Annotated in this window: 20 protein-coding genes and 3 pseudogenes; 1 reads left to right on the forward strand and 22 read right to left on the reverse strand. The window is 43.5% G+C overall.

Features of this window, described 5'->3' with window-relative positions:
- Window positions 1–81: 81 nt before the first annotated feature.
- From EBB54_RS15715 to EBB54_RS15790, 18 genes and pseudogenes are all read right to left on the reverse strand, one after another.
- Window positions 82–1,080 carry an Rpn family recombination-promoting nuclease/putative transposase gene (locus tag EBB54_RS15715; RefSeq protein WP_125128136.1) on the reverse strand — a complete coding sequence of 333 codons (999 nt, stop codon included), beginning with the start codon at window positions 1,078–1,080 and terminating at the stop codon, window positions 82–84.
- Between the two features lie 615 nt (window positions 1,081–1,695).
- Window positions 1,696–1,974, reverse strand: a complete 279-nt coding sequence (locus tag EBB54_RS15720) for a hypothetical protein (protein ID WP_170178096.1) — start codon at window positions 1,972–1,974, stop codon at window positions 1,696–1,698.
- Between the two features lie 14 nt (window positions 1,975–1,988).
- A complete protein-coding gene (locus EBB54_RS15725; RefSeq protein WP_125128138.1) occupies window positions 1,989–3,176 on the reverse strand; it encodes a ParB/RepB/Spo0J family partition protein in 1,188 nt (395 codons plus the stop codon).
- Window positions 3,177–3,181: 5 nt separating this feature from the next.
- On the reverse strand, window positions 3,182–4,006 hold the full coding sequence (locus EBB54_RS15730; protein WP_125128139.1) for a ParA family protein: 825 nt from the start codon (window positions 4,004–4,006) through the stop codon (window positions 3,182–3,184).
- A complete protein-coding gene (locus EBB54_RS15735) occupies window positions 4,003–4,878 on the reverse strand; it encodes a hypothetical protein (RefSeq protein WP_125128140.1) in 876 nt (291 codons plus the stop codon). Before EBB54_RS15735 ends, EBB54_RS15730 begins: the two co-directional genes overlap by 4 nt.
- Window positions 4,879–5,012: 134 nt before the next feature.
- Entirely contained in the window at window positions 5,013–5,891 is an 879-nt protein-coding gene (locus EBB54_RS15740) for an RpnC/YadD family protein (protein ID WP_125128141.1), read from the reverse strand.
- 527 nt (window positions 5,892–6,418) lie between these two features.
- Window positions 6,419–7,036: a hypothetical protein gene (locus tag EBB54_RS15745; RefSeq protein WP_148099373.1), complete on the reverse strand. Its 618-nt coding sequence runs from the start codon at window positions 7,034–7,036 to the stop codon at window positions 6,419–6,421.
- A 411-nt stretch (window positions 7,037–7,447) separates the two neighbouring features.
- Window positions 7,448–7,699, reverse strand: a pseudogene (locus EBB54_RS15750) (Uma2 family endonuclease); the annotation flags it as partial.
- Window positions 7,700–7,768: 69 nt separating this feature from the next.
- Window positions 7,769–8,135 (reverse strand): annotated as a pseudogene (locus EBB54_RS32640) (IS4 family transposase); the annotation flags it as partial.
- A complete protein-coding gene (locus tag EBB54_RS15760; RefSeq protein ID WP_125128144.1) occupies window positions 8,129–8,578 on the reverse strand; it encodes a hypothetical protein in 450 nt (149 codons plus the stop codon). The pseudogene EBB54_RS32640 and the gene EBB54_RS15760, both read right to left, overlap by 7 nt.
- Window positions 8,568–8,867 (reverse strand): helix-turn-helix domain-containing protein, encoded by a 300-nt coding sequence (locus EBB54_RS15765; protein WP_125128145.1) that lies wholly within the window; start codon window positions 8,865–8,867, stop codon window positions 8,568–8,570. The genes EBB54_RS15760 and EBB54_RS15765 overlap by 11 nt, the downstream gene beginning before the upstream one ends.
- Window positions 8,868–8,988: 121 nt before the next feature.
- Window positions 8,989–9,366 (reverse strand): hypothetical protein, encoded by a 378-nt coding sequence (locus tag EBB54_RS15770; RefSeq protein ID WP_148099374.1) that lies wholly within the window; start codon window positions 9,364–9,366, stop codon window positions 8,989–8,991.
- A gap of 124 nt (window positions 9,367–9,490) precedes the next feature.
- Complete coding sequence (locus tag EBB54_RS30190; protein WP_154677795.1) at window positions 9,491–9,634, reverse strand: hypothetical protein; 144 nt, start codon at window positions 9,632–9,634, stop codon at window positions 9,491–9,493.
- A gap of 552 nt (window positions 9,635–10,186) precedes the next feature.
- Window positions 10,187–10,720: a Uma2 family endonuclease gene (locus tag EBB54_RS15775; protein ID WP_125128147.1), complete on the reverse strand. Its 534-nt coding sequence runs from the start codon at window positions 10,718–10,720 to the stop codon at window positions 10,187–10,189.
- A 21-nt stretch (window positions 10,721–10,741) separates the two neighbouring features.
- Entirely contained in the window at window positions 10,742–11,068 is a 327-nt protein-coding gene (locus EBB54_RS15780) for a helix-turn-helix domain-containing protein (protein WP_125128148.1), read from the reverse strand.
- 1,183 nt (window positions 11,069–12,251) lie between these two features.
- Window positions 12,252–12,374: a hypothetical protein gene (locus EBB54_RS31610; RefSeq protein WP_004072613.1), complete on the reverse strand. Its 123-nt coding sequence runs from the start codon at window positions 12,372–12,374 to the stop codon at window positions 12,252–12,254.
- Between the two features lie 403 nt (window positions 12,375–12,777).
- Window positions 12,778–16,638, reverse strand: coding sequence for an SbcC/MukB-like Walker B domain-containing protein (locus EBB54_RS15785; protein ID WP_125128149.1), 3,861 nt, complete (start codon window positions 16,636–16,638; stop codon window positions 12,778–12,780).
- A gap of 69 nt (window positions 16,639–16,707) precedes the next feature.
- Window positions 16,708–17,841, reverse strand: a complete 1,134-nt coding sequence (locus tag EBB54_RS15790) for an exonuclease SbcCD subunit D (RefSeq protein ID WP_125130841.1) — start codon at window positions 17,839–17,841, stop codon at window positions 16,708–16,710.
- A gap of 140 nt (window positions 17,842–17,981) precedes the next feature.
- Between EBB54_RS15790 and EBB54_RS32250 the strand changes: the two are divergent.
- A pseudogene (locus tag EBB54_RS32250) lies at window positions 17,982–18,221 on the forward strand (AAA family ATPase); the annotation flags it as partial.
- A gap of 12 nt (window positions 18,222–18,233) precedes the next feature.
- On the opposite strand, the gene EBB54_RS31935 reads toward EBB54_RS32250, so the two are convergent.
- From EBB54_RS31935 to EBB54_RS15810, 4 genes are all read right to left on the reverse strand, one after another.
- Complete coding sequence (locus EBB54_RS31935; RefSeq protein ID WP_330554529.1) at window positions 18,234–18,404, reverse strand: hypothetical protein; 171 nt, start codon at window positions 18,402–18,404, stop codon at window positions 18,234–18,236.
- A 101-nt stretch (window positions 18,405–18,505) separates the two neighbouring features.
- Window positions 18,506–19,516, reverse strand: a complete 1,011-nt coding sequence (locus tag EBB54_RS15800) for an Rpn family recombination-promoting nuclease/putative transposase (RefSeq protein WP_243127691.1) — start codon at window positions 19,514–19,516, stop codon at window positions 18,506–18,508.
- 294 nt (window positions 19,517–19,810) lie between these two features.
- Window positions 19,811–22,696: a polysaccharide pyruvyl transferase family protein gene (locus EBB54_RS15805; protein WP_125128150.1), complete on the reverse strand. Its 2,886-nt coding sequence runs from the start codon at window positions 22,694–22,696 to the stop codon at window positions 19,811–19,813.
- Between the two features lie 61 nt (window positions 22,697–22,757).
- Entirely contained in the window at window positions 22,758–24,920 is a 2,163-nt protein-coding gene (locus tag EBB54_RS15810; RefSeq protein WP_125128151.1) for a glycosyltransferase, read from the reverse strand.
- Window positions 24,921–24,951 lie beyond the last annotated feature (31 nt).

Below are 24,951 nucleotides of genomic sequence, written 5' to 3' on the forward strand. Positions count from 1 at the left end.
GTAAAAGACTGTGATGAAAAGAAACTTCTTTTCCATATAGCATTAATGTGTTCGATCCGAACACTTTTTACTACTGTATATCTATGGCTGCATGGTCTGCTTTTTAAACAGATTCAAATATTCCTGTGCCTGCTGTAAGGAGATATCCAGTTTTTTCTGCAATCTTGCCAGAATATCGTTTTCGGGGAGCTTAAAATCATATCCTGATTCAATAATTCCCAGAGCCCTTCCTCTTGCTTCACCACGTGCTTCTCCAATCGTTTCGCTTTCTTTTGCAATCTCATCAAATAAAGTACACATAGTCACATCTCCTTTCTCAAAAGCGTTATAATCAATCTTACTATTCGTTGCACCTGCGACAGTCATAACAACTGACTTATCGACCTGATGTTCCTCACCATACTGTATCGCTCTTCTCTTCGACTCGTTCTTCGATATGCTCCTGTCAAGAATAATTTCCAGCAGATTGAATAAATCCACGTTATTTGCATTATGCAGGATCAGATCATTGCGTCTTGCTTCTGCCAGCAGCACTTTATAATCATTTACATATTGAGCGAGTTCACTTGGAATATCCAGCATCCCATGCAGGGTAGTCGGGCCGTCCCATGGCCTATCACCATAGTAGACCACAACTGTAATAACAGGTGCAAACCGGTCTGTCTTTTTCATTCTTGACAGATATTCGTCTTCATCCATTCCTTTTGCGGTCTGATATTTTTTTGCATTGTCGTCATACTGTTTTTTGTATGTGCCATAATCATATCCCATAATACGCATAGGAATAGCATAATGAATATGCTGCTGACTCTCATTTCCAAGCAGTACATATTCCACTCCGTGAACTACAGATTTCTTCCTTATTTTTATATTGTCCCTGGAAGCCTGAATGCTCTCCGCATATTCCTTATGCTCTAATACAGAAGATTCTTCCGTATCTACATCCTCTAATTCTTCGGGTTTTATAACTGTTCTCCCATCAAACAAAACCGCATTGAAGAGATCTGCAAACTGCTCGTTATTACGCCAGTAATTTTTCAATACTGTATCTGGTTTTAACTTCTGTATTTTATCAGACATCTTGTGGTCCTTTCTTTGATATGTTCAGTATACTATATGAGTTATCGTGTTTTCAAGGTTTGCCAAAAGTATTTTTTAATCTGAATTTACTCAGAATACTGCCCCCTTTCAAAAAATAATCGCAATGGACTCGTTCATGATCCCCCCTTCTTTTAGGCAGACAGGGCAACCCGTCCTGTCTGCCGCAACATAATATTTTTCAAATTTTTCTGTTTGTGCGTTTGAAATGATACATTGAAAATACAGACGAAACCTTTTTTTAAATGTTTCTGAAATGTGGATTCTGATTTTTTGCCGATAATCTGACAGGGAAAGACAATCTGGTGATCCAATACTGAATGAAGATTTGAAATATCTTATGAACAATTATAATGCCCTTTGGCTGGAAATGTCAATTCCAAACGCACATATACGTGTCTGCTTTTACATTTTTATATAGAGCGCATATCTTCCTTTGGATTTATTTTTCTGAATGTTTTGCTGATTGCTGTCGTTATACTGCCCTCCTTTTTGCAGATCCATTTTACAGGAAATTTTTTCCTGCGCTAATCAGCTTGCTTCACATTTATAATATATCATTGATTTTTTGAAGTTTTACGCCACCTGCACAGTCCGTCAATCCATCGTGATCCTTTCGAAAAATGAGTGCGAGATTTCCGCTATTTCAGAGCACAGATCCGTAAAATCCATACCCTCAGGCAGGTGGCTGTATATATGGATATCCTTTGCAATTTCGATGATATCCTCCGTTGTGATATTCGGTTTCCTGCATTTGTTCAGCATCTTCCCCAGGCATTTTTCATCGCCCATCGTATACAAGTTTTTATCCGCACATAAATTTTTCAGGTCGTCTACAAAAATCAGACGTCTTTCAATAAATTTTATTCTCTCCATGGTTTCATCCATCCTTATTTCCCTTCGTTCTTTTTCTGACAGCGGCTCATGATATCATGCAGCAGGTACAGATCCTCTTCGCTCACCTGGTCTGCCCGGTGCATGATTGCCTTCGTAAGGAATACGGCCCAGTCGATATCCTTCCAGTTTTTTTGCGGTGCGGTGTTCGATTCGGACACCTTTTTTATCGCATCAGCAACCCTTTTTGTCGCGCGGGTAATCACTGTACTCTGCTTCTCCCATTCACGCAGGATTTTCTTATGCTGGAATACCTTCTCCGTATGTGACATTTTTTCCACCGGTTTTTCTTCTTTCTGCGGCTGCTGCACCGTGTTCGATTCGAACCCTTCCTTCTGCTTCTCCTTCTGAATTGCCTGTTCTTGGATTGTCCGTTCTTGGATTGTCCGTTCTTGGATTTCCTGTTCTGGAATTGATTGCTCTGAAATTGACTGATCCGGCGTATTCTCTTTTGAGCCGCCTTTATTTCCGCCGTCTTTTTTTGCTGTACGCTTCCCTGCAATCTCTTTCACGGAAATATTTTTGCCCTCTGCGGTTTTCTCTGCGACTGCTTTCTGTTCCTCCGGTGACAGCTTTGCCGCCTCATATGCGGCGGATATTCCCATATTCCCGTTTTTAAACTGATCCTGTATCTCCTGTACCGCATTGTGGGTAATGCTCTCCATCTTTGCGATATTCGAGCTGCTCTCATTCATCAGGCCCGCGACCACATCCCTCAATTTTCCCGGTATTTCCAGTCCGTCCTCTTTCTTTGCCCTCATCAATGCCTCTTTCAGCCTTTTTGCCTGCTGGGTTTTCTCCCACGCCGTCAGTTCCCGGTTGTATGCGTTTCCCATCAACAGGGAAAGCTCCAGCATTGGCTGGGTCATATCCTTATACAGATAGCGTACCTGCTGGTATTCCTGATGCCCCCTTTCTATATTCAGGATATTTGCACGGTTCCTCCGATGGCCGCTTACGATCCAGAACTGGCCGTCCACCTTCCCAAGGACTGTCGGCTGCTGCTGTCCCACCGCAAGGAAGCTGTCCGCAAGCTCCTCGATATTTTCCTGGGCATAAAAGTTACTGTCAGATGGCTTCACCTCGTATGGGTTCAGCCAGATCTCTTTATAATCATTTGCCCCGTCTGCACCGGAAGTTTTGCTCTTGATATCCATAATGTCGTTGATTCCAAATTTTGCCATGTCTCTTACCTTCCTTTCCCTGTATAGTTTGTCACGAACCGCTTATAATCCTGTGCGGCGGCACAGCATGGACTGTACTCATAGATCGGCTTTCTCAGGAAGGAATTTTCCGCAACCTTCCGTGAATATCTGATAATTCCCAGAACTGGATATTTCCGATACAGGCGGCTATCCGCATTATCCCATTCCCTTTCCAGCCATTCCAAGCCCGCTTTCTCTCCGTCTGTATTCTGGTATGCAGTGACTAAAACGCCGCGCAGTTGGAGAGAAGGGTTCAGCGCCTTTGCATCTTCAATCTGCTCTGCAACGATATCCAGCCCTTCCAGAGCGTCCTCGTCAATTTTTACCGGCACAATGACCTCATCCGTGACCGCAAGGGCATTGATTACATTCAGGCTGATATCTGGCGGGTTATCAATGATGCAATAATCATATCCTGCAGCAGAACCATGATCTGCAGTATTCTCTTCTTCCGGCTTTATGGCTTCCATGAACTTCTTATATTTCCCTGCAAGATTATCTGTTTCGCCTTTTATCAGGTTCCAGACCGCTCCGAAGAGCGACATATTAGCCGTTACGATGTCTATGCCGTCATAATCGGTAGGCTGTATCAGTTCCTTTGGATTCTGCCAGTTTCCGCAGAGAAGGTTTGTGATCGGAGCTATATTCTCAGGGTCATATCTCTGGTATGCCTTGCTTAAATTCCCCTGCTTATCGTTATCCAAAAGTAAGACCTTATAGCCCCTGCGCCATAACTCATACGCAATATTCACTGTTGAAAAACTTTTTGCGACACCGCCTTTTAAATTCAATAAACTGATTGTCTTCATTTTCTTTCCTTCTTTCTACTTTGTATTTTACGGATATTTCGATTCCGATTTTCCTCTTTTGCAACGAAAATATACCTGCCATGCCACCCCTTTATCTCAGAAAAAGAGTATTCTTTATACGGCATCATATGATCGAGAGACTCCAAGTCCTCACTGGATGCAAGTGCAGTAAAAACTGTTGAAAGCTCGGCCATAAAATAGTTTCCATCTGAACTGTTTGGCTTTTCAAGAGTTCTTATTTTTTCAACAATCCGCTTTGCTTCTGTCTCAATCCTGCCAATCCGCAGAGATACAATATGCTCCTGAAAATCCCCCTGTTTGAAACGGTCACGGTTCTGTTTTTCTTCCCACAGGATATGTCTGTGTGCATCCGATTCATTTGTCTGGTATTCAGAATACAGGTACTTTCCGAACAGCAGATCCTCCTCACTGGAAACAGTTTTTGTTACAGACTGTTTCCTGCTCCCATGCTCATAAACTACTCTCACATAGTCCGTGGGAAGCGCTTTATCCTCCACATGCCTGCTGTGCTGCCCAAAATCCAGTTCATACAGGTTTCCCAGGATTTTATCCCCCTCATCGTGCGTAATCTCTGCCGCATAAGCAAGCACCCCGTTATGGTTTCGATTTCCAAAGAACTGCCATACGCCGTATGCGGGGGAGCCTTTAAGAAACACCTCACGTTCCCTGAGGCAATGCGTTCCGCAGGGGCGGGAAAGCCACAGGAACGTCTTGTCCCTGCCTTCCGGTTCAGACGCCGCCCTCGCCAGGATCTGTCTGTCGATCTCAAAATCGCTCTGATAGAATCCTGTATTTTGCTGCAGGACAGCTTTCAGAGATTGGATCAAATCTACATCCATAAATTTTTTCATCAACTCCACCTTCTTTCTACTTTCTGTACTGCTTTTTGATTTGTGTTCGAAAATAACACCTTTTCAAGGCATAAAAAACCAGGACATCTCTGCCCCGGTTCTACTAGTATACAATAAATAAACACATCTATGATTTAGTTTTGCTTAATAAATTTATCCGCTTCATCTTTTGTAAGCTGGTACTTTTCTATCAGCTTGCCTATGATATCTTCATCAGGAATGGCAAATGCCCTGAGACTGTCAACCAATACTTTCATTCCCTCGGTTCTTTCTTCTTCTCTTCCCTTATCTCTTCCCTCTTCTAATAATAACTGTGCAACCTGTGTCATACGAATTACCTCCTTAATCTGATCGGCCGTTCTTGCATCAATAATCTTATCCGCAAAGACCAGAATCCCTGACAGTACAAACATCTGGTTCTTTTTGTCCGTGATCTTCTTAGCCAGATACACAGCGTCTTTGACTGCCACTCTTTTCGCTTCTTTTCCTTTATAAGTAAGCGGCAATATGATAAACTGCATCAGTTCATCATCTGACAGCGGTACGCCATCTTCCAGTTTTTTCTCTAATACATCCCTTATGCTTTTGGAATCTACCTTCCTTAAATATGCCTGTTCCAGTCTCAAAGTCAGGCAGCCTGCATGAAATTCATCCTCCGCCTGCTCAACGTCTGCTGTATAAATCACAATCATGCGGATATACTTTGCTTCCTGCTTATACCGTTCCAGAATGCGTACAACATAATTCAGGTATTTCAAATAGTTTTCCCATTTTAGAGAACTTTCATAATCGATGATTGCTATAGAGCCGTCCTCTAAAAGGAACAGGTTGTCAATCCGCATCTCATTGACCTGAATCTCAGGAAGGTTTGTCGGTAAAACCTGTTTGATTTTAGGGACGTCAATTCCATAGACCTTCAAGGATTTGTCCTTAAAGTTCTCCGCCATGACCTTGGACAGGACATCCTTATTGTGATATGTAATATCGCTCTTGCTCTTTCCTTTTTTATCCATATATTTCTCCTAAATAGACCTGTATCTTGGATACAGTTATATTGTATCAGAAAACGTTCCTGATAGATACATTTTCATTGAAATTTTACTAACTTTTTTATTTGCTGTCAAATATTTTTCCGCTTCTGTAAACCTAATAAAGGATAATAGCTGCAAACTTCTTTTGTGGGCAGAATTTTTCTCTGCCCACCACCATAATTTTTTTCAAATCATTTTTTTCTCAATGTGGATGTGCAAATTCACCTTAATCATACTATTTTACAGTTCCACTATTAGCTGATAGTATGCCGCCCTCCTTTAAAATAAATTAGTGCCGGGAACATATCTTCCCGACACCTGTATCAGCTTCTTATATATAATATACAATTCAAATTTCCAGCTTTTTCAAAGATAGTACAGCGTCGCATGAATCTTCTGTGTAATAAGCATCCGATGTCTGCAACAGTACGAGCATGAAACTGGAAACGATGCTGCTTGCATCGTTGACGGGCTTCAGCGCAGTACTGGCGCAGGCATCGGATGCTTATCTAGTTAGGGATATTTTTAAGACCTTCTTCGGTATTATCATAAACATTCCTTATAACGTCTGACATTTCTTTATCTATATGAATCTGATCGAAGAAAGAAGTACGCATATTTTTTACTGCATTCACAAGTATTTCATTATTTCCTGCTCTGTAAGCTTGTATTATCACAATGAATATATTTACTCTTTGGTATACTGCTAAACATTCTTCGGAATGCATAGATTTATTGTATTCTATTTCCGTAGATTCAAACTGACTACATAGATATTTAAAACGCGATTGGACTTCCTGCATACTTGGATGGCATATTGATAATTTTTTTATAAGCAGACGGTATTCATAATAGATATAACTAAATCTTACTATAAACCAAAAATCTCTATTCATATCATCTTCAAGTGAAAATAATCGTTTGTAATACAAATTCGCTTCATTTACATTTTTTAAAAAATTTTTTTCAGAGCCGCAGTTATACAATGCCTGTAGATAATAAAATATTCCATAATAATAGTCCACATATAAACAATTCGGAAAATCTGTACATTCAATAAGCAGCAAGGCCATAATCCCATGAAAACCATTAAACATTTCCACTATTAAAACGTCATGACTATACATATTATTATCTATATGCTTATCATTTGGTGTAAAGCATATGAGATTATCTAATCCTTTAATGTCTATTCCACATTCAAGTTTATCTAATATTTTACGTATAATCTTTATCCACTCTTCTTGCCAATATTCATGTGAAATATTAGGAACCTTTTCAGGAATTTGGTCTATTAATGGTTGCCGCCTTGACTTACATAGATAATCGTAACAACCGTAAATAGACAGAAAAAAGGCTATCCTCTACTCGCAATAGGGGATAGCCTGTTGTCTTGTAACTCATTGTTATAATTCATCAAGTTTCCGTCTAGGGTAATGGGGACGTTCCAATATCTCCGTTACCTTCTACATTGATTATAAATGATTCCTTTAGGATTTTCAAGTGAAAAGTTTAGAAATAGGGCTTTTGTTCCCCCACTACATTATCTTTATTGAGAATCCTTCATATATTCCCACAGGAACTTCTTCACCAAATGTATATTCTATCATGGTATCAGCTTCAAAATTATAGACTATTACAATATTCTTGTCCGGATCAACCACCCAATACTCCCTGACTCCTGCAGTACGATATTTGAATAGCTTTTTATAATAGTCCATCTGCTTGCTACTAGGTGATACAATCTCAATAATCCAATCAGGCGCACCATGACAACCCTTATCATCTAACTCAAACTTCCCACATCAAAAGTGGGATTCGCACCTTGAAAAATCAATACTTTAGTCCACAAAATACCTTTATGCGGCTGTTTCTCTCCGTTCTAATGCGTCCTGCATGTATTTGGGGAGACGCTGAACAAAGCTGGCTGTAAATTCCACCAGCTGTTCTTCTGTGATATGAAAATATTCCATCACAGTATCCGTCAGCGCATCTATGATGATACACATGGGACGGCTGAACGTGATATCCTCCATTTCATCCAACACAGAAACACAGTTCGCATATCGTCTTGTCATCCGCATTTTCCCGTTGCGCCACCGACAGCATCATGTAACGGGCAAAGACAATGGCAACATGGGCACCCATGGCATCATAAGAAATCCCGCGGTATTCCTTCACAAGCTTCAGATAGGATTTGCAGGCTTTGAAAAAGACCTCTATATCTTACACGAACTTTCGTATAAAAGATTGAATAATGCTTTCACTTCCGTTGTGTTATCTATTGATTCCGTTAGTCTGGTAAGAAGATTATCCAGACTTTCAAAATCATGAATACATGCATTTTCATTCAACCATTTGAATCCTTGCTTTGTATTTTTCTTATACTGATTTGGATAGCTGCACAGGAGGACCATATCTCCGACAACTCTTTCAAATGTTCCGTTTATTCTTCCTTTTTGACTGTAAGAATAAACATCCAGAAAGAATCTATTCTGTGTAATTTCTCTAATTTCCCTTGCGAAAGCATCTATATAGGTAAATGCCTTTTGCGCCTGATTCATTGCCTTATGATTGTTATATTTGCGTACAAGTTTGGAAATTTCTGTCGTATCACAATTTTGATGAATTGCAGCTTTAAGCTGGTATCCGTTGAATCTATCCTTCAATTTCGCAGCTTCTCATAATCCGCAGATTTTCCGCATACTCTGTTGACGATATTTTTAATGTCTGCCATATCTCATTAGATTTGTAGCCTTCTACAAGCATATCTAAAATTTTAATTTGCTGTTTTGTCAATCTCGAAATATGCTTTTTTACCTTGTCCTGGAATTGCTCCTTTTCCTGTCTCCTGACAACTTCCTCAAAAGTAACAAAATCGGATGCCACACAATCCAAAAGGCAGTAATCTTCATTATTTTCACTTGCCGCATCCAGCGAAACAGCAAATTGATTCAAAACTCTGTTTTGTCTGTGTCTATACTCCAACTCTATTTTGAACTTCTTTGATAAACAGCTATGAAGAAAACCTTCAAATCATTTTCGCAGTATGGTTCTAATACCGCTAAATTTTTGCTATTCATTTTCTTTTCACCTCACTTTCCTTTTGACTACCTCCCAACTTTACCAGATGGGAACGCTCACAGCTTAAAGGCCTGTTTATAGTGGCTATCGCCATTCTACTCTGCGGTTTATATGTAATTTTCGCCATGTCGGTGATCTCTGTATCAAGATCATTTTCAGTCATATATGAAATGATCTCATGCTCAACCGCTTTCAATTCGTTTTCTAGCTCTTCTTTCATTGCCTTCAAACTTCTTAACTCCTGAACCTTGTTTTCTAGCTCTTTTTTGTGATACACATATCCTTGTACCTTCCTTTTCTTATATTTAATTTGGTGAGTAGCAACCCCTAAAGAATCTTCTGGACCATTCCTCTCTTGTCTCGATATCGTCACCAGTATATTGTTTTAGGTTTGTGGATGCTTTCGGCTTGCCCGGTTGCTTATTTGAAGAATCAAAAAGAGTGTAAAGCCCTTGATGATTCAATAAAGACTTTACACTCTTTTTGATTTTGGTATATTAATCTCCATCTTCCAGCATTGACTGGAATATGTCCAGGACTTTTTTTAAATCCTCATTGTCAGGAGATTTTTGCAATGCTTTCCTAAGCAATTCCAACGCTAAACGAATAAATCCTTGGAATTGTTTATTGGTCATTCCCATAATTTCACCTCCCTTCTATATGAATATGAAAATACCGTCTATAGGATACTTTCATTATATCAAAGGGAATTTTGAGTGTAAAGTCTTTATTCAATTATCAAAGCGCATAGGATTTTGATATTCTACTATGTTTCGCAGGTCATCTGTTGTAATTGTGTTTATATTCAAATAAATCCTTAAGCTGCCCTTGCGGATGTAACCTCTGCCTGACTCTGTATAATGAATTTTGTGCTTGTGGTAGTTGGTGTAGCCCTCACCGTTTGACCATGCTGCTATCAGATCATAATTGTCTTTCCATTGATCAACACTTTTCAAGGCATAAAAAAACCAGGACATCTATGCCCCGGTTCTACTGGTATACAATAAATAAACACATCTATGATTTAGTTTTGCTTAATCCGGAATTCGCTGGCAAACTATTCCTGCATTTTGAGAATGCTCTGAACCCCACTATTTATGCGGCATTCAGAGCATTTTTTACTCAATCACCTACAAAACTCAGGTTAAAATTCTACCATATTCGAGAATTTTCTACAATAATATTTTCAATATCTACTGGATTCTTATCAAGAATCCTTCATATATTCCTACTGGAACCTCTTCACCAAATGGATATTCTATCATTGTATCAGCTTCAAAATTATAGACTGTTACAATATTCTTGTCCGGATCAGCCACCCAATACTCTCTGACTCCTGCAGTACGATATTTGAATAGCTTCTTATAATAATCCATCTGCCTGCTACTAAGAGATACAATCTCAATAATCCAATCAGGCGCACCATGACAACCCTTATCATCTAATTTTGACGGATCACAGATTACGGAAATGTCTGGTTCAACATAATTGCTGTCATTTTCATTCAGGAATACCGCAAAAGGGGCTGGAAAGACTTCACAGGGGCCTTTATTGTTGCGGATATATATATTAATCTCCGTACTAAGATAATTTACTAATCTTTGATGGTTTGTATTTGGTGGTGCCATATAATAAATCTTTCCATCAATAAGCTCTGCACGTTCTCCCTCTGGTAATGCGTAGATGTCATCTATTGTGTAGGTTTCTTCTTTTCTTACTACATTCATTGATTGCACCTCCCGCTTCTACTATGGCATTACTTTCTTTTCAATTGTGATTCCATAGCCTAATGCATTTAAAATGTTACAAAAGGTCTGCAAGGAAGGACTATGGCTCTTTTTTTCTAATCGAGATATCGCTTGTTGTGTATTCCCTGTCATTTTCGCAAGCTCTGATTGAGAAATATTCTCCTTCTTTCGAAGTTCAATTAATTTATCAACTAATTCCTTGTCATTGTCAGAAATATAATATGTCGGGGCTGGCATTCCTTCTCGTTCAGTAAGAGGAATATTTCTTTTTTCAATTTCAACTGCTTCTAACAAACCTTGCATTGTATCATCAAAAAATTTGCTCATACTTTTATTCCCCCTTTAAAATTTTAACAACTGCTTTAAATGCTTTCTTTTCGTCTTCTGTTAAATCATCCTTTTCGTTTTTTGCATATACATTTATAAAGTAAATAGTTTCTTTCAATTCAATATCTACATATATGACTCTGCCGCCTCCACGCTTTTTCCATTCTTAGGATACAACAAATTTGATGTTTTGTCAATAAATCTATTTCTTTACCTATTCCGCTTTTCAATTCTTATTAGGAATGCTTCTATATTTATCCGCACACCCTTAAATTCCACCATTTTTACTAACTTTTAAAAGCCATAAATCTCAAAATAAATCAATACTTTTCGCAATTTTTACTTTCCGCCTGCCGAACACACCACAAAAATCACAAATCCAAGCAAAAAAATAGCATCTTTCCCATGCTATAACACACAAGAAAACCACTATAAATCCTTTATTTTCAAGCTTACTTCCTTTTTCAAATCAGCTATTACATTATTGAAAATTTCATTCCTTATTACATTGCTTTCTTTGATATTAATCCTCCGATTTCACCAGTTTATAAGCAACGAATTCTTAACTTTCTTCCACAATCCTCAAATATTTATACACTGAATTTCTACTAAGTCCTGTCAGCCTTGCGAATTCTGATATACTGACATCATACGCAGCATACCCATGGTCAATGTGATCCACTTTCATATTCCAAAAAAATATTATGTTCCTTGATTCCCATAGCAACTAAATCTCCTACATGGAGGTGATCGCAATAAACATTGAAATCAAACCGAAAAGCAAACTCAAAGAATTTTTCCAGGGCTTCCGAAACACATCAGAAGACTTGCTCTTTGCTCTTGGTTGATACTTCCTATGCTCCATTCCATTAATTTCTTCCTTAATTTGATCCGTTGAAAGTTCTTCACACATTCCAGAAAAAATATAATCTATTTTCTGTATTTTTAGACAAGGTAAGATTAAAACCGATCGACAAATTAAGCAAAATTGATATTTCGTCATCATTAGATGGGTATGTAATGAATCTTCTGGACTATTCCTCTCTTGCCTCGATATCGTCACCAGTATATTGTTTTAGGTTTGTAGATGCTTTCGGCTTGCCCAGTTGCTTATTTGAAGAATCAAAAAGAGTGTAAAGCCCTTAATAATTCAATAAAGACTTTACACTCTATATAATACTAATTATTTAGTTTCTATTTTGGGTTCCGCCGTTTCGACATATTTTATAATTTCGATGATTTTTTCGGCAGTCATCCCTTCGGCTTCCAATTTCTGGATTAAGTTAACAACTTCTTTTCCAGTCACAGAATCGCCTCCCTTCTATATGGAAAATATCGTCCTATGAGATATCTCCATTATATCAAAAGGATTTTTGGGTGTAAAGCCTTTATTCAATTATCAAAGCGCATAGGATTTTGATAGGCCGAGTAGACATACCCCTTACGAGGTATGCCCCTCTACAGATTGTATCAAAACAGAATTATTGTATTAGCAAAGTACTGCTCATTGACTCTTTTTCTAATATCAAACATAAAGCAAAACCACAAAGCAGAGTGGAACCCGAAAAATGTCCTTACATTCTTGGAAGTTCATGGAGCCGACGCGGAAATCCTCCGTATGATGGAGACACAGTGCTCAAAAAGCAGGGCAGATGTGGATCATGAGATAGAAACAACTGTAACAAGCTTTCATACTTATTTTCTTACCCTCATTCCACCTCCACCGTGCTCCCAACTCCGTCCCGGCTCCGCAGCTTCGTCACCACGATCTTCCGCTCGATTCGCTCTTTGAGCTCCGCCACATGGGAAATGATCCCTACCATGCGGTTCCCTTCCGTCAGCCCGGCCAGCGCCTTTACCGCCTGGTTCAAGGCCTCCTCATCCAGGGAACCGAAGCCCTCATCCACAAACATGGCATCCAGCCGGATCCCGCCCGCGCAGGACTGGATCTCATCCGACAATCCCAGTGCCAGAGACAGAGACGCCTGAAAGGACTCCCCGCCGGACAGCGTCTTGACGCTCCGCTCCGTGCCGTTATAATGATCGATCACATTGAGCTCCAGCCCGGCTTTCTCCCGCTTGCCGTCCCCGTCCTCCTGCCGCTTCAGTTCATACTGTCCGCTGCTCATCGTCATCAGCCGCAGGTTTGCCCGGCGCAGGATCCGGTCAAAATACGTCATCTGGATAAAGGTTTCCAGCTCAATCTTCCGCTTCCCGGTCAGAGTCCCGTTAGCCGTATCCGACAGCGCCTTCACCCACACATATTCCTGCTCCACAGCGATCATCATCTGCTGTCGGTCACAAACCGCCTCGTAAATGTCCCGGTTCTTCTTTCCTGCCGCATACCGCTCCGCCCGTTTCCCGGACAGCCCCGCCTTTTCCTCTGTCCACTGCTGCTTTCTCTCCAGTATTTCCTCTGCCGCCAACGGTTCCTCCGACTGCTGGGCTTCCAGCGCCTGGACCGCAGCCTGCAGCGCCGTCAGTTCTTCCCTACACCTCCGGAAATTCTGCTCCGCCTTTTCCCGTTCCTTCTGCAGGAAATGCAGCTTCTCCCGGAGCTCCCCGGCCTTCTCTTCCGCTTCCTCCCTGGTCTGCCCTCCCAGGATTTCCGCCAGATCATCCCTCTGTTCCTTCCAGAGCTTCCGCTCCGTGTCCATCCGTGTCAAAAGAAGCTCTGTCCGGCCTGCTTCTTCCTCCATCCGGCGCATTTCCTCCTCCAGCTTCGGAATCTCTTTGTCCAAACGCTTTTTCCGTTTTATGTTTCTTCGGTTTTCCGCAATCCCGCTCTCCAGATCAGCCAGCTCCAGATCCAGCAGCTGCCCCGCTCCGGTCACCGTCTGCAGCAGATCATGGTCTCCCATTTCCACCGCATTTCCATAAGAATCTCCCCAGGGCATCCCCGGTGCAAGAAGAAGCGCTTCCATCTGCTTCCGGTTTTCCCCACGCCGGGACTGCAGGATTTCCAGACGGCTGCTCTGTCCCCGGATCGTCTCCCGGCATTTTTCCAGTTTCTTTTCCAGCCTCCGGACCGTTTCCAAAAGTCGGCCGCGCAGTTTCAGTTCCTTTTGCGCCTGCTGCTCCCGGAGCGAGATCTCTTCCAGCTGTTCCGCCAGACAGCAAAATGCAGATTCAAGCGCCGCTTTCCGCTTCCCGTCCGCTGCGGTTTTGAAAGCAGACGCATCCTCCGCCTCCAGAACCGCAGCTCTCACATCCGCACCCTTACTCTTCCTCCCTGCGTCCTGCTCTGTCCGCGCCTCCCCGATCCGGCCCAGCCTGTCATCCAGCTGCTTCCCCAGGGCCATACTCCGCCCCGCCAGCAGATCCACATCTGCCCGCAGCTCCTTCACCTGCTCGCCAAGCCCCGCCAGATGCCCTTCCAGCGCTTCCGCCTCCTGCATTCCGGCATCATACCGTTCTTTTTTCTCCTTCGCCCCTTCCTGCAGCTTCTGGAGCTCTTCCAAATGCATTTGCAGGGCCCGCCGCATCTCAGCCAATCGCCCGGCATTCACAGCCCCGGCATCCCGCGTCTCCTCTCCAGACAGCCGAAGTGCTTCCTCTCCGATCCTCAGCAGCTCCCCTTCCGCCTCTTCCATCTGCTCCGAAAGATGCCGGATCTCCCCGCTGAGCTTCTCCACCTTCCGCTCCGCCTTCGACAGCTCCTGCTTCTTCTCGTCCAGCTCCCTCTTTTCCGGAACCTCCCCGGCCAGTGCCGCCGGCTCCGGATGGTGCAGCGCCCCGCACACCGGACACTTCTCTCCTTCCTTCAAATGCTCCGCCAGCATGCCCGCCTGGGCATCAAAAAATCTCTGCTCCAGCTCATAAAACGCATTCTGCAGCCGCTTCCATTCCTCCACAGCCGCTCCATAATTCTCCTGTTGCTTCTTCCGCTTCTTCTCATACCCTTTCCAGCGCTTTTCATGCTCCAGAAAATCCTCCAGCACCTGTTTCTGTCTTTCCGCCCGGTGCCGGTACTCCATCTCCTCACTCTCCGCATTTTTCAACGGCCGCAGCTCTTCCTGCAGCTTCCCCAGCATTTCCTTCCATGCCCGTTCCTGCTCCGTCAGCCCGGCCAGCGTCTCCTCCGCCTTCTCCTGCTGCCCACGGATCTCCTCCCATTCCCGGCGGCACTCTTCCAGCTCTGCCTTCTCCTTCTCCAGCCTTTCCCGGCTCCCGGTCAGTCCAACCAGCACCGCGTCCCGATCCAGCAAAGCCTCCGCCTGCTGCCCGGCCTCCTCCAGTTCCCCGGTCAAACTCTTTTCCTGCGCCAGCGCCCGTTCCCTGGCCGCCTCACAGGTCTCCCGTTCCGCCTGAATCTCCAGATACTGCCCGCCCTGCCGCTGCAGTCCTTCCCGATGCTTTTCCATGCCTTCCTTCCGGTGCAGAAGCCGCTCCCGCTCCTCTCCTGCGGTTTCCAGCGTTTCCTGCTCCCTCTTCTTTTCCCCGATCGCCAGCTTCAGGTCTCCCGCGCACAGCACTGCCTTCTCCCGTTTCTCCCGCTCTTCGGCAATCCGAAATGCCTGCAGTTCCATTTGTTTCTGCAATTTTTCCATAGCATGGTATCTTTCCAGGTTTTCCTCGGCCTGCCGGATCAAGACCGCCAGCTCCTCTTCCTCGTCCCCCGACTGCAGAGCCTTCTCCCGAATCTCCCCGGCCTGCTCCAAATTCTGTCTCTTCTCCTTTAAGTCTTCCCGTTTTTCCTCCAGAAGTACCGCAGTCTGCCGAAAATGCTCCGCCTTCCCCAGAAGCTGGTCCTCCTGCTGGATCTTCTCATCCAGACCGGACAGCTGCTCATCCATCTGCTCCAATGCCGCCTCATCCTGCTCCAAAAGCTCCTGGAGAAGCTCCAGGCCTCTCCCCACCCGTCCTTCAAACTTCACCTTGCGCAGGCTTTCCAGCTCCAGGCTGATCTCCGGACTGCCCTCACAGACCACCCCCGACAGATACTGGCTGATGCTCCTGCGGGTCTCGTCATATTCCTTCCACCGTTCCTTCGCCGCGTCCCGCAGCCGATTCTGCACCTCCTGGTACAGCCCGGTATGAAAGATCTGCCTGAAGATCTCCCCCCGTTCCTGGGTTCCCGCCAGCAAAAGCTTTTGAAAATCCCCCTGGGCGATCATGGCGATCTGGGTAAACTGCCGGTAATCCAGCCCGATCACCTCCTCCACCGCCCGGGTCACCTCCCGCATCCGTGTCACCGGCTGCCTGCCGTCAAAAAAGGCCAGCTCCGCGTCCGCTTTCTGCATCGTGTACCCGGTCCCCCGCCCCTTAGGCCGGAGATACTCCGGATTCCGCCTGATCCGATACCGTTTTTCCCGATAGACAAATTCCAGCTCCACGAAGGTCGGCTCCTCCTCCCCGGCATATTTGCTTCGAAACATCCCCGCCTCCCGCACATTTCCGCTGGCCTCCCCATACAGCGCAAACGCGATCGCGTCAAATATCGTGGTCTTTCCCGCTCCCGTATCTCCCGTAATCAGAAAAAGCCCCCGGTCCCCCAGCCTGGAAAAATCAATCTCCGTTTTCCCGGCATAAGGTCCGAAAGCACTGATCGTCAGCTTTTGTGGTCTCATAATCTTTCCTCTTTTCCGTAAATGATACGCAAAAGCCCGCCGTTTGCAGGCTTTCCGCATACACTGAAGCTATCCTCTCTCCTGCACCTTCCGGATCAGTTCCCTGACAAATGCCTCCTGCTTCTCGCTCATCGCCTGATTATTCTGCAGCTCATAAAACTCCCCGAACAATTCCAGCTCCGACTTTTGCTCCACCTCACAGGCCCCGCTCACGTTCCCGCTCTCCCGGGTCCGCCTGTTGTCATATTCCAGCCGCATCAGATTCGGATAAATGACCCGGAGCTTCTGCAGCCCGTCCGGCACATCCTCCTCATCCGTCAGCGTGATCTGCACATAGTCCTCCGTATTCGTATCCTGATAAAAGGCCCGGTCCGTCACCTCCATATAAGTTCCCCGGATCCGCCGCATATCCCGCAGAGGCTTCAACGGGATCCTCCGGATCTCCACGTCCCCCTTTTTCTTAAGCTCCGCCACCGTCACCGACTTTTCCTGCTCCGCCTCGGAAAAAGAATATTTCAAAGGAGTCCCGCAGTAGCGCACCGTCTCCCTGCCCACATGCTGGGGACTATGGAGATGCCCCAGCGCCACATAGTCAAACCCGTCAAATACAGCCGCATCCACGTTATCCAGTCCGCCCACCAGGATCTCCTCCGACTCGCACCGGGCCGCACCGGTCACAAACTGATGGGCCGCCAGGACATTTCTCACAGACGGATCGATCTCCATATGCTCCACCGCCGTCCGCACTGCGTCCTCGTAGCTGTCAATCTCCTCCGACTCAAAGACATGCCGCACTGCCGCAGGCTTCACGAAAGGCAGCAGATACACCCGCACCTCCCCAAAGCAGTCTGTCAGCGAAATGGATTCCACCTTCCCGTCATACACCGGTGACAGATACACACCCCTGCTGGAAAACAGCTGCGCTCCAAATGCCACCCGCTCCGCCGAGTCATGGTTCCCGCTGACCGCAAAGACCGGCACCCCCATCTCCGCCAGCCGGGTCAAAAATACATCCAGCACCCGCACCGCCTCCGCCGGAGGCACCGGCTTGTCATACAGATCCCCTGCCAGGATCACCCCGTCAGCCCTTTCCCTCTCCACAAGCTCCAGGATCTGCGCCAATATATACTTCTGGTCCTCCAGCATGGAAAACTCATTCACCCGCTTTCCGATGTGAAGATCCGATAAATGTATAAATTTCATGAATTTTTCTCCATTCTCTGCTCTGCGGCCCCAATTTGTAATCACCTTGGAAAGATCTGCCTCATCACTGCATCGGATCAGCAGGCTTTCCCAAGAATCTTCATTCACTCTCTCCCCTGTCAATCTATAGTTTATCACACTTGCTTCCGGCTTACTATGAAAACTTTTCCGTATATTTTCCAAATACGGATATATCTATTACTGCAAAGATCATTCAATTTCAGAAACTTTTTGTATTTATACTGCAAAAACTTTATTTTTTCATCAAGAAAAACTGTGATGTATACATCACCGGTTCCAATGCCTTCCTGCTGTCAGGAGAACTCGCCACGCTCCTGTCCGGACGCTATATCGAAATCAAAATGCTGCCGCTGTCTTTTAAAGAATTTTTGTCAGCGCATCCGGCAGGCAGCAGCATGGGCCGGCTCTATCAGGATTACATCCACAACAGCTCCTTTCCCTATGCCCTGGAGCTGCGGAGGCCAAAAGACATCCGCCAATATCTGGAAGGAATTTACGATTCCATCGTCCTGAAGGATATTATCGCCCGCCGACGCATCCATGACCTGGAAATGCTCAAAAGCGTGACCCGTTTTCTATTTGATAATATCGGCAATCTCTGTTCTACCAAAAAAATAGCGGACACTTTTCCCCTTATAAAACCCTATATAGAAAACATCTTCCTTACGTCCTTTACCTCTTCGATACTACAGGCTGCCTTCTCCGCAATCTGCTCGTCTGTATACTCCGGATTCGCATTTACCATCTGAAAAATTTTACCGGACAAAAAGATTCCCTCTTTTTTTCCTTGTTTTTTTCCTTCCTTTCTGCCCCGCTTTTCACCTCTTTTTTCTCCAATCCGCAGCGCTTCCTCCTGCTTCACCTGCATATCCTCTTCATAATTGTATTCTGCAATTAACATATTCATCACCTCACTGCCCTTTCGCTTTAAATAGTCTGTCAGAATCCCCTGTTCCATACATTCATAAATCGCTTTCCTGATAGAGTCCTCTTCCTTCGCATATTTCCGAACCGTGTTAACGAACTGGCTGTATTCCTTTAATACTTCGCATTTGTCCAGGATATCATGAGCCTTTTGGAAATTGATATTGATCACCTTCACAGTCAGCTCCAACGGATTTTTGTCCGTCGGATCGAGGAATGCATCTGACAGAAACAACTCCCTTTCCAGCGGGTACTCTTTAACTCCATTATAAAAAGTATAAAACTCCGGGGTCGGAATCCTCACCAGGGCATCCCTGTATCTGGCCCTCTGATCCACCAACTGCTCATATGCCCTTCCCACATACATAAGGCACCTCAGGGGCATATTCTTATTGATCGTTGACTGATGCTCCCCGAATACGATCAGCTTCTCGCCCACTTCAAATGAAATATCATTCTTAAAATTTTTATACAGGACATTCCCGACCCGGATCTTGCGGATCATACTCCGGCTTCGGTAATCCGTACCGTGCAGCGCATTGTACAGGCTCAGAAGATTCTTTTCCGCCGTCTCGTCCTCGTAAAACAAATCTACGAAAACACTATCCTTATGCTCCCGGTTCTCCTTATCTGCAGTCCTCTCTGCAGCATCCCCTTCCTGCCGTTTCGCAGAAACATCTGCAGCATTGGTGCTGTGCAATTTCTTCGTCTCTTTCCTCATCCGTTCCATTGAAAACCTCCTTATTCTGTTGTTGTCAGGAGCTTTTCCATCGCCTTGCCAGAAATTCTCCTGCTTATTGTGGATAAAAGCATGAATTTTCTGAAAGGCAGGACACTGAGGCCCTCCTGCAGATATGTTCTGTTCAAAGATATACCGGAATCGGATATTCCGGTATAAGAAACTTTAGAAAATATGCTTTTTCTTATTCTAGCATATGGCTATGGAAAAACGCAAGGGAAAATCCAACCACAGCGTTCTATAAAACATCTATCTGACATTGCACCATGAACAGTATACCTGGAGTCACACCCTGTTGATTTTTAAGCTTGGATCAGAATAAGTATTCACATTGATCGAATCCATAATATTCCCTGTCTCCTTATCAATAACTACTATATTGATCCCGATCCTGTTCATGGAATAGTCTATGTTGTCAACCAAGATTTCACTTCTACAAGCCCCCATTGCTCCGGTAAATCCTTTGCTCTTTACTTTTATTTTGCAGTATCGCAGCGGTCGGCATCCTACCCTCAGTTCTCCATCCACATATTCCACACTATACTTCGGAAATCCTGCAAGAAATTCATAATTTATATTGATTTCCCCCTTCGATTTTTCATCCACCTTCACCGCTCCGCGATCCACAACTGCCGCATAGCTTTCCCGCCAGCCAATATCCGCACGCAGCGGCAGCCCGGAAACCTCCAGAAATCTCTTCCATTGCCCGGAACATTCATCGAATCCGGACAGCACAAGCACATAATCCGTTTTATTTTGCAAAATCGAAAAATATTCCTGAATGTCATTAATGCCTCTTAGCTTAGATTCTTCCGGCACGATCTGATTCCTTGTAAATACAACCTCCAGCCATGTTTTCCCTGCATTCAATTGCTCACGGATCGACTTCTTTTGCTCTTCCTCATAAGAGTATTCTCGCTTTATCTTATTTACAAGTTCCTTTTTCTCATGCAGTGATCGGAACAGCCGCTCCATCACTTTTACACTTTCCACATCACTTTTTGGCTTTACCGCAACATCCAACGCCGAACGTAGCCAATTTTCGGATTCCATTCGGCTCGTTTCTAAATGCTGATACACAACATCATAGTCTATATCAGCAAAAATATTTGTTTTACCCAATAACGACATACTGTCCTCAAAAAATAATCCCGGGTAGTCGATTAATCTTTCCAGAGAGTCAAAGCGCTCTCTTGACCGGTTCTTGATCGCCACAAATTTCTTTTTAAATATGATAGAAAACCATATGCCATGGACGGAATCTGTAATGACATAGCTAGCATGCTGAAAATACGCCAGCCAATCTATAAAATCTGGCTTTACAATATTTTCATCCATGGCCATTGCTCTTTTATTGGCTTCATAATTCACCTCGTACAAATCCAGAATAACCACAAGTTTTTCATTCAAATTTTGGGCAGCTTCTAAGATAGCTTTCCTTTTGTATGGCAGTGGATTCAGTATATATGCCAGAAGATAATCCTCATCAAATTCTACCTGTGATGAAGCACTAACCTCGCTCCAAATCTCTTGATTACATATAAAAACAGGATCTATCACCTGTCTGGCATGAACGTCGAACAGCTTGCGGCACATCTCAACGCCATAGTCTTCACGCACAGATACTGCATCAAATCGTTTTAAGTAATGAGTATATAGGACTCTTGCGTCTTCATCTATATCTTTTTCTTCCTTTTTTGCTCCAAAAGATGATGCATAGGATATCATTCTTTTATTCTTATCCGCAAAGCCTAACATCATATATTGAGGCTGTCTAGACCATTGATTCATAATCCAATCCCATGACAAGTCCGATCCAACAACAAATGTTTTAAAGCACTGATTTACCGCCCGCCAATCCCCTTTTTCCATAAAATCACTGCAAAAATTCATATGTTTTTTTACAAAATCTCTGGCTGTATTTCCAATGACAACCAAATTATCTATCACTGCTGCCCTTCTGCCCGTATCTGTAATTGTCCTGTAAAGAGCATAATTTGTCGCAATACTTCCATAATTATTAGACATAAACAGCATCAGTCCTACGTCAAATTTATGCAAAGACGCATAAACAGCACTTTCAAATCCCATATCAGAACAATCTTCAAAAAATTTCCGGCGTTTCGCAATATCACTGTTAATCGCAGAAGGATAAAAAATATTCGTGTTTAACAGATTTTGATTAATAGGGTTCTCTACGCCTTTACCACTGATCTTCTGCATCTGAAACTGATGTCCTGATCCGGAAAGGGTATCTTGAAATAATCTCTCACCTTTTTTGTTATTAAGAAGAATAACCGATACACCTTTTCTATATTCAAAAGATAAATTTGAGCTTTGCGCTGCCCACAAATCCCCGATCGTTATATCTCCCTGTCTTGGTAGCTTGCTGTATTGGCAGCGAAAACATGAGGCACGCAGATTGATATCCAGAAGAAACGATTTCATATATACACTTTTATTGTTATATGCTGTTTTAACCTCTCCGTTCTTTAGTTTCACCTGAAATAATGTGGACCATCCCTCCCGGCTCCGAAATTCAACATCTTCAATATTACCAATTCCATCGAAAGAATTTGTCAGGTGTTCCCGAAACAGTTTTGGCGAAGGAATCCCATGACAGAGCAGATCCACCGTAAACAGTGTATCATAATCCTTCCCCAGAAAACGTAATAATCCTGCAATCTGACATGGACAGCCGCTATATAAAACGTATTCCCCCATTTCCAAAAGTTCCTTTGTTTTCTTATAAGTATCTCCAGTAGCACTCTGCAGATACTTTGACCGACGGATTTTATCCAATTCTTCGATGCTATGTATCATCACATGATTCACCAAAAATTGTGAATCATACGCCGCTCCCACAACGTATCCTCCAGCCTGCAGTATGTATTCTGCCAGAAATGAAAATATTCCCCCGGACGAACTGTTATAAAGTATTTTTTCTTCTGCTGAAAACGCAAAAATATCCGGCTCCGGATCATTGGAATACAGGCAATTTACAGACGGGCACACCTTTTTGCACTTCTCACAGGAAATACATTTCTCCTCGTCTATGAAAGGTTCCAGAAACCCCTCTTTATTTTCCTTCATATCAATGGCTCCTGCGGGGCATACATTACAGCATGCCCCGCAGCCATAGCAATTTTCCATATTATCAAGTATCCTCATATTATATTCTTGCTAGATATCCCAGCTCTCCTTCCGTTATCTATCACTTATTTTATATATTCTATTGATATTTTTCTTTCATCTGTTCCCACAGCTTTTCATATTCATCATATGCATATATCCTTTTCCATCCCATTAGATTGTATTTTGCTAGCTCCATTAAGAATCCTCTTCTCATAGGATTACCATTTTCCAAATAAAATGTAACCATCCTTTTATATAAGTTAAATCGTTCCCCATTAGAATGCTCTTGCCATTGTGTTTCAAGAGTTTTTTCACGAATAGATCTGTCATATTCATAGAGACGGCTATTGAGATAGCATATCTTGTCCGCATAAGATAAAATATATGGGGTCCATGCTCCATCCTCTCCTATAAACAGTTCGGGAAACAAACGTTCTTTCACAAGAGAAGTCCGATATAACTTATTCCAGACCATTACAGAAAATATAAGTCCTTTACTAAAATGCATCCACAAAAAATCATCTACCGGTATTGCCACATCCTCTTCCATTGGATATTGCACATATTCCTTATATCCACTGTCTTCTATCCGATATACAGAAGTAATTGCAATATCACAATCATTTTTTTTCATAGAGCGATATAATTCCGCTGCCATCTCCGGGCGAATCATATCATCACAATCCATGAACCCGATATATTCACCTATCGCCTGCTTTATCCCTGTATTTCGGGCCACAGCAGGCCCGCCATTCTCCTGATGTATCGCTATTACATTCAGATATTGTCCAGCATACCAGTCGATGATATCCGGCGTATGGTCAGTACTTCCATCATCAACAACAATAATTTCCAGATCAGGAAAGGACTGTGCCAAGACGTTGTCAATGCATCTGGCAACATAATCCTCCGCATTATAAACAGGTATGATCATACTAACTTTAACTTGACCGCATTTCCCCTCATATAAATACGCTGAGGTTGACTCCGCCACCACCAGCTTCCCCTTCAGTGTATCCATATAAGCTTTTACAGCAAATCCACCCTCTTTACTATATCCTTCAATCAAAAAATAATGCTGATTGATATTTCTTGTCTCATACACCAATTTCCCTAAAGTATCATAAATCAAAAATCCATCCGCTTTCCCACGATAGCTCCATGATAATGCCAGATTCCCTCCATAGGATTCTTTCAATACCGTATATGTAAAGTTACGTTCTCCCGAATCAATTATCCTCGCCGGCGCATCAATCTCCCCTGCATCCTTCCTGCATATTGCCATCACTGCATCCACCAGGCACTTCTTTGTATAATATCCGTTTCTTAAAGCCGGAGCAAACCGCCTGACAGATTGAATATATCCCTGATATTCCGATTCTTCCATAGCTTCGACTGCTGTTACTGCCTCATTTAATGATTCCACAACCAATCCCAGATGATTCTTTTCTATCAAAATCTGGTTTAAAATCCCCGCAGGTACAATAACAGGTATTCCTGCTGCAAGATATCTGGCCAGATCAAAAGACGTGTCATACTCCATCCCCTTTCGTGCATTCTCATTCTGAGGCCAGACCAGACCAAAACCACCCTCTGATATTCCGGAAACCAGTTCTCTCTGAGTCCCACCGCTTCTAATATGTACATTCTGTCCCTGAACGCCTGAATCCGCATACAGTTTCAATGGCACTGTGTAATTCCAATTGTTTATCCCATCAATCCCACCGCCTCCGGTAAAATGAATCTCCCGTGGGAATTGTGGAGAGGGCGAACAATTCCATTCCATCGTATAGTCCCACATTTCCCGAATTACAAACTTCATATCTTTTCTAATGCCATTATCCAATAAGAACTGACGCATCGCCAACGATGGAATAATCAGTACCTCTGCCTGGTTATACAGCCCTATCCATTCTGATACCCTTACTTGTTCAGACTCACGCACAAGCTCTTCCGAATTTTCAATAAAAATTATAATTCGGATCTGATATACCTTCAAACGATTCAGCAGTTCCCTTTCAAATCTTTGACCATTCCCCGTTGGAAGCTGGCATACCACAACATCCACTCCCCAACTCAGTCCGGCAACAATCCCATCAAGTCTGATCCGCAGGCTCTCTTCACTCTCCGCATTCCCATTATAACAAAATATCCCCATCTCCCGGCAAGACAATCCATGTGCAATCTCTGCAGTCATCCACTGCCTGTACTGGAGCGGATTCCATGGTGCTCCATTCATCTTGGTAATATATACATTCAATCTAATTCACCTCAACAGATCTTCCCACTTT

It is taken from the genome of Schaedlerella arabinosiphila, assembly GCF_003885045.1.
Classification (GTDB): Bacteria; Bacillota; Clostridia; order Lachnospirales; family Lachnospiraceae; genus Schaedlerella; species Schaedlerella arabinosiphila.

What these genes read in the sequence shown, in the direction of transcription:
- EBB54_RS15715 (WP_125128136.1), bottom strand. Translation starts at nt 1,080, where the DNA reads ATGTCTGATAAAATACAGAAGTTAAAACCAGATACAGTATTGAAAAAT.
- EBB54_RS15720 (WP_170178096.1), bottom strand. Translation starts at nt 1,974, where the DNA reads ATGGAGAGAATAAAATTTATTGAAAGACGTCTGATTTTTGTAGACGAC.
- EBB54_RS15725 (WP_125128138.1), bottom strand. Translation starts at nt 3,176, where the DNA reads ATGGCAAAATTTGGAATCAACGACATTATGGATATCAAGAGCAAAACT.
- EBB54_RS15730 (WP_125128139.1), bottom strand. Translation starts at nt 4,006, where the DNA reads ATGAAGACAATCAGTTTATTGAATTTAAAAGGCGGTGTCGCAAAAAGT.
- EBB54_RS15735 (WP_125128140.1), bottom strand. Translation starts at nt 4,878, where the DNA reads ATGAAAAAATTTATGGATGTAGATTTGATCCAATCTCTGAAAGCTGTC.
- EBB54_RS15740 (WP_125128141.1), bottom strand. Translation starts at nt 5,891, where the DNA reads ATGGATAAAAAAGGAAAGAGCAAGAGCGATATTACATATCACAATAAG.
- EBB54_RS15745 (WP_148099373.1), bottom strand. Translation starts at nt 7,036, where the DNA reads ATGTATAGTCATGACGTTTTAATAGTGGAAATGTTTAATGGTTTTCAT.
- EBB54_RS30190 (WP_154677795.1), bottom strand. Translation starts at nt 9,634, where the DNA reads ATGGGAATGACCAATAAACAATTCCAAGGATTTATTCGTTTAGCGTTG.
- EBB54_RS15775 (WP_125128147.1), bottom strand. Translation starts at nt 10,720, where the DNA reads ATGAATGTAGTAAGAAAAGAAGAAACCTACACAATAGATGACATCTAC.
- EBB54_RS15780 (WP_125128148.1), bottom strand. Translation starts at nt 11,068, where the DNA reads ATGAGCAAATTTTTTGATGATACAATGCAAGGTTTGTTAGAAGCAGTT.
- EBB54_RS15785 (WP_125128149.1), bottom strand. Translation starts at nt 16,638, where the DNA reads ATGAGACCACAAAAGCTGACGATCAGTGCTTTCGGACCTTATGCCGGG.
- EBB54_RS15790 (WP_125130841.1), bottom strand. Translation starts at nt 17,841, where the DNA reads ATGAAATTTATACATTTATCGGATCTTCACATCGGAAAGCGGGTGAAT.
- EBB54_RS31935 (WP_330554529.1), bottom strand. Translation starts at nt 18,404, where the DNA reads ATGGATGCGTCGGCGGGCGATAATATCCTTCAGGACGATGGAATCGTA.
- EBB54_RS15800 (WP_243127691.1), bottom strand. Translation starts at nt 19,516, where the DNA reads ATGGAACGGATGAGGAAAGAGACGAAGAAATTGCACAGCACCAATGCT.
- EBB54_RS15805 (WP_125128150.1), bottom strand. Translation starts at nt 22,696, where the DNA reads ATGAGGATACTTGATAATATGGAAAATTGCTATGGCTGCGGGGCATGC.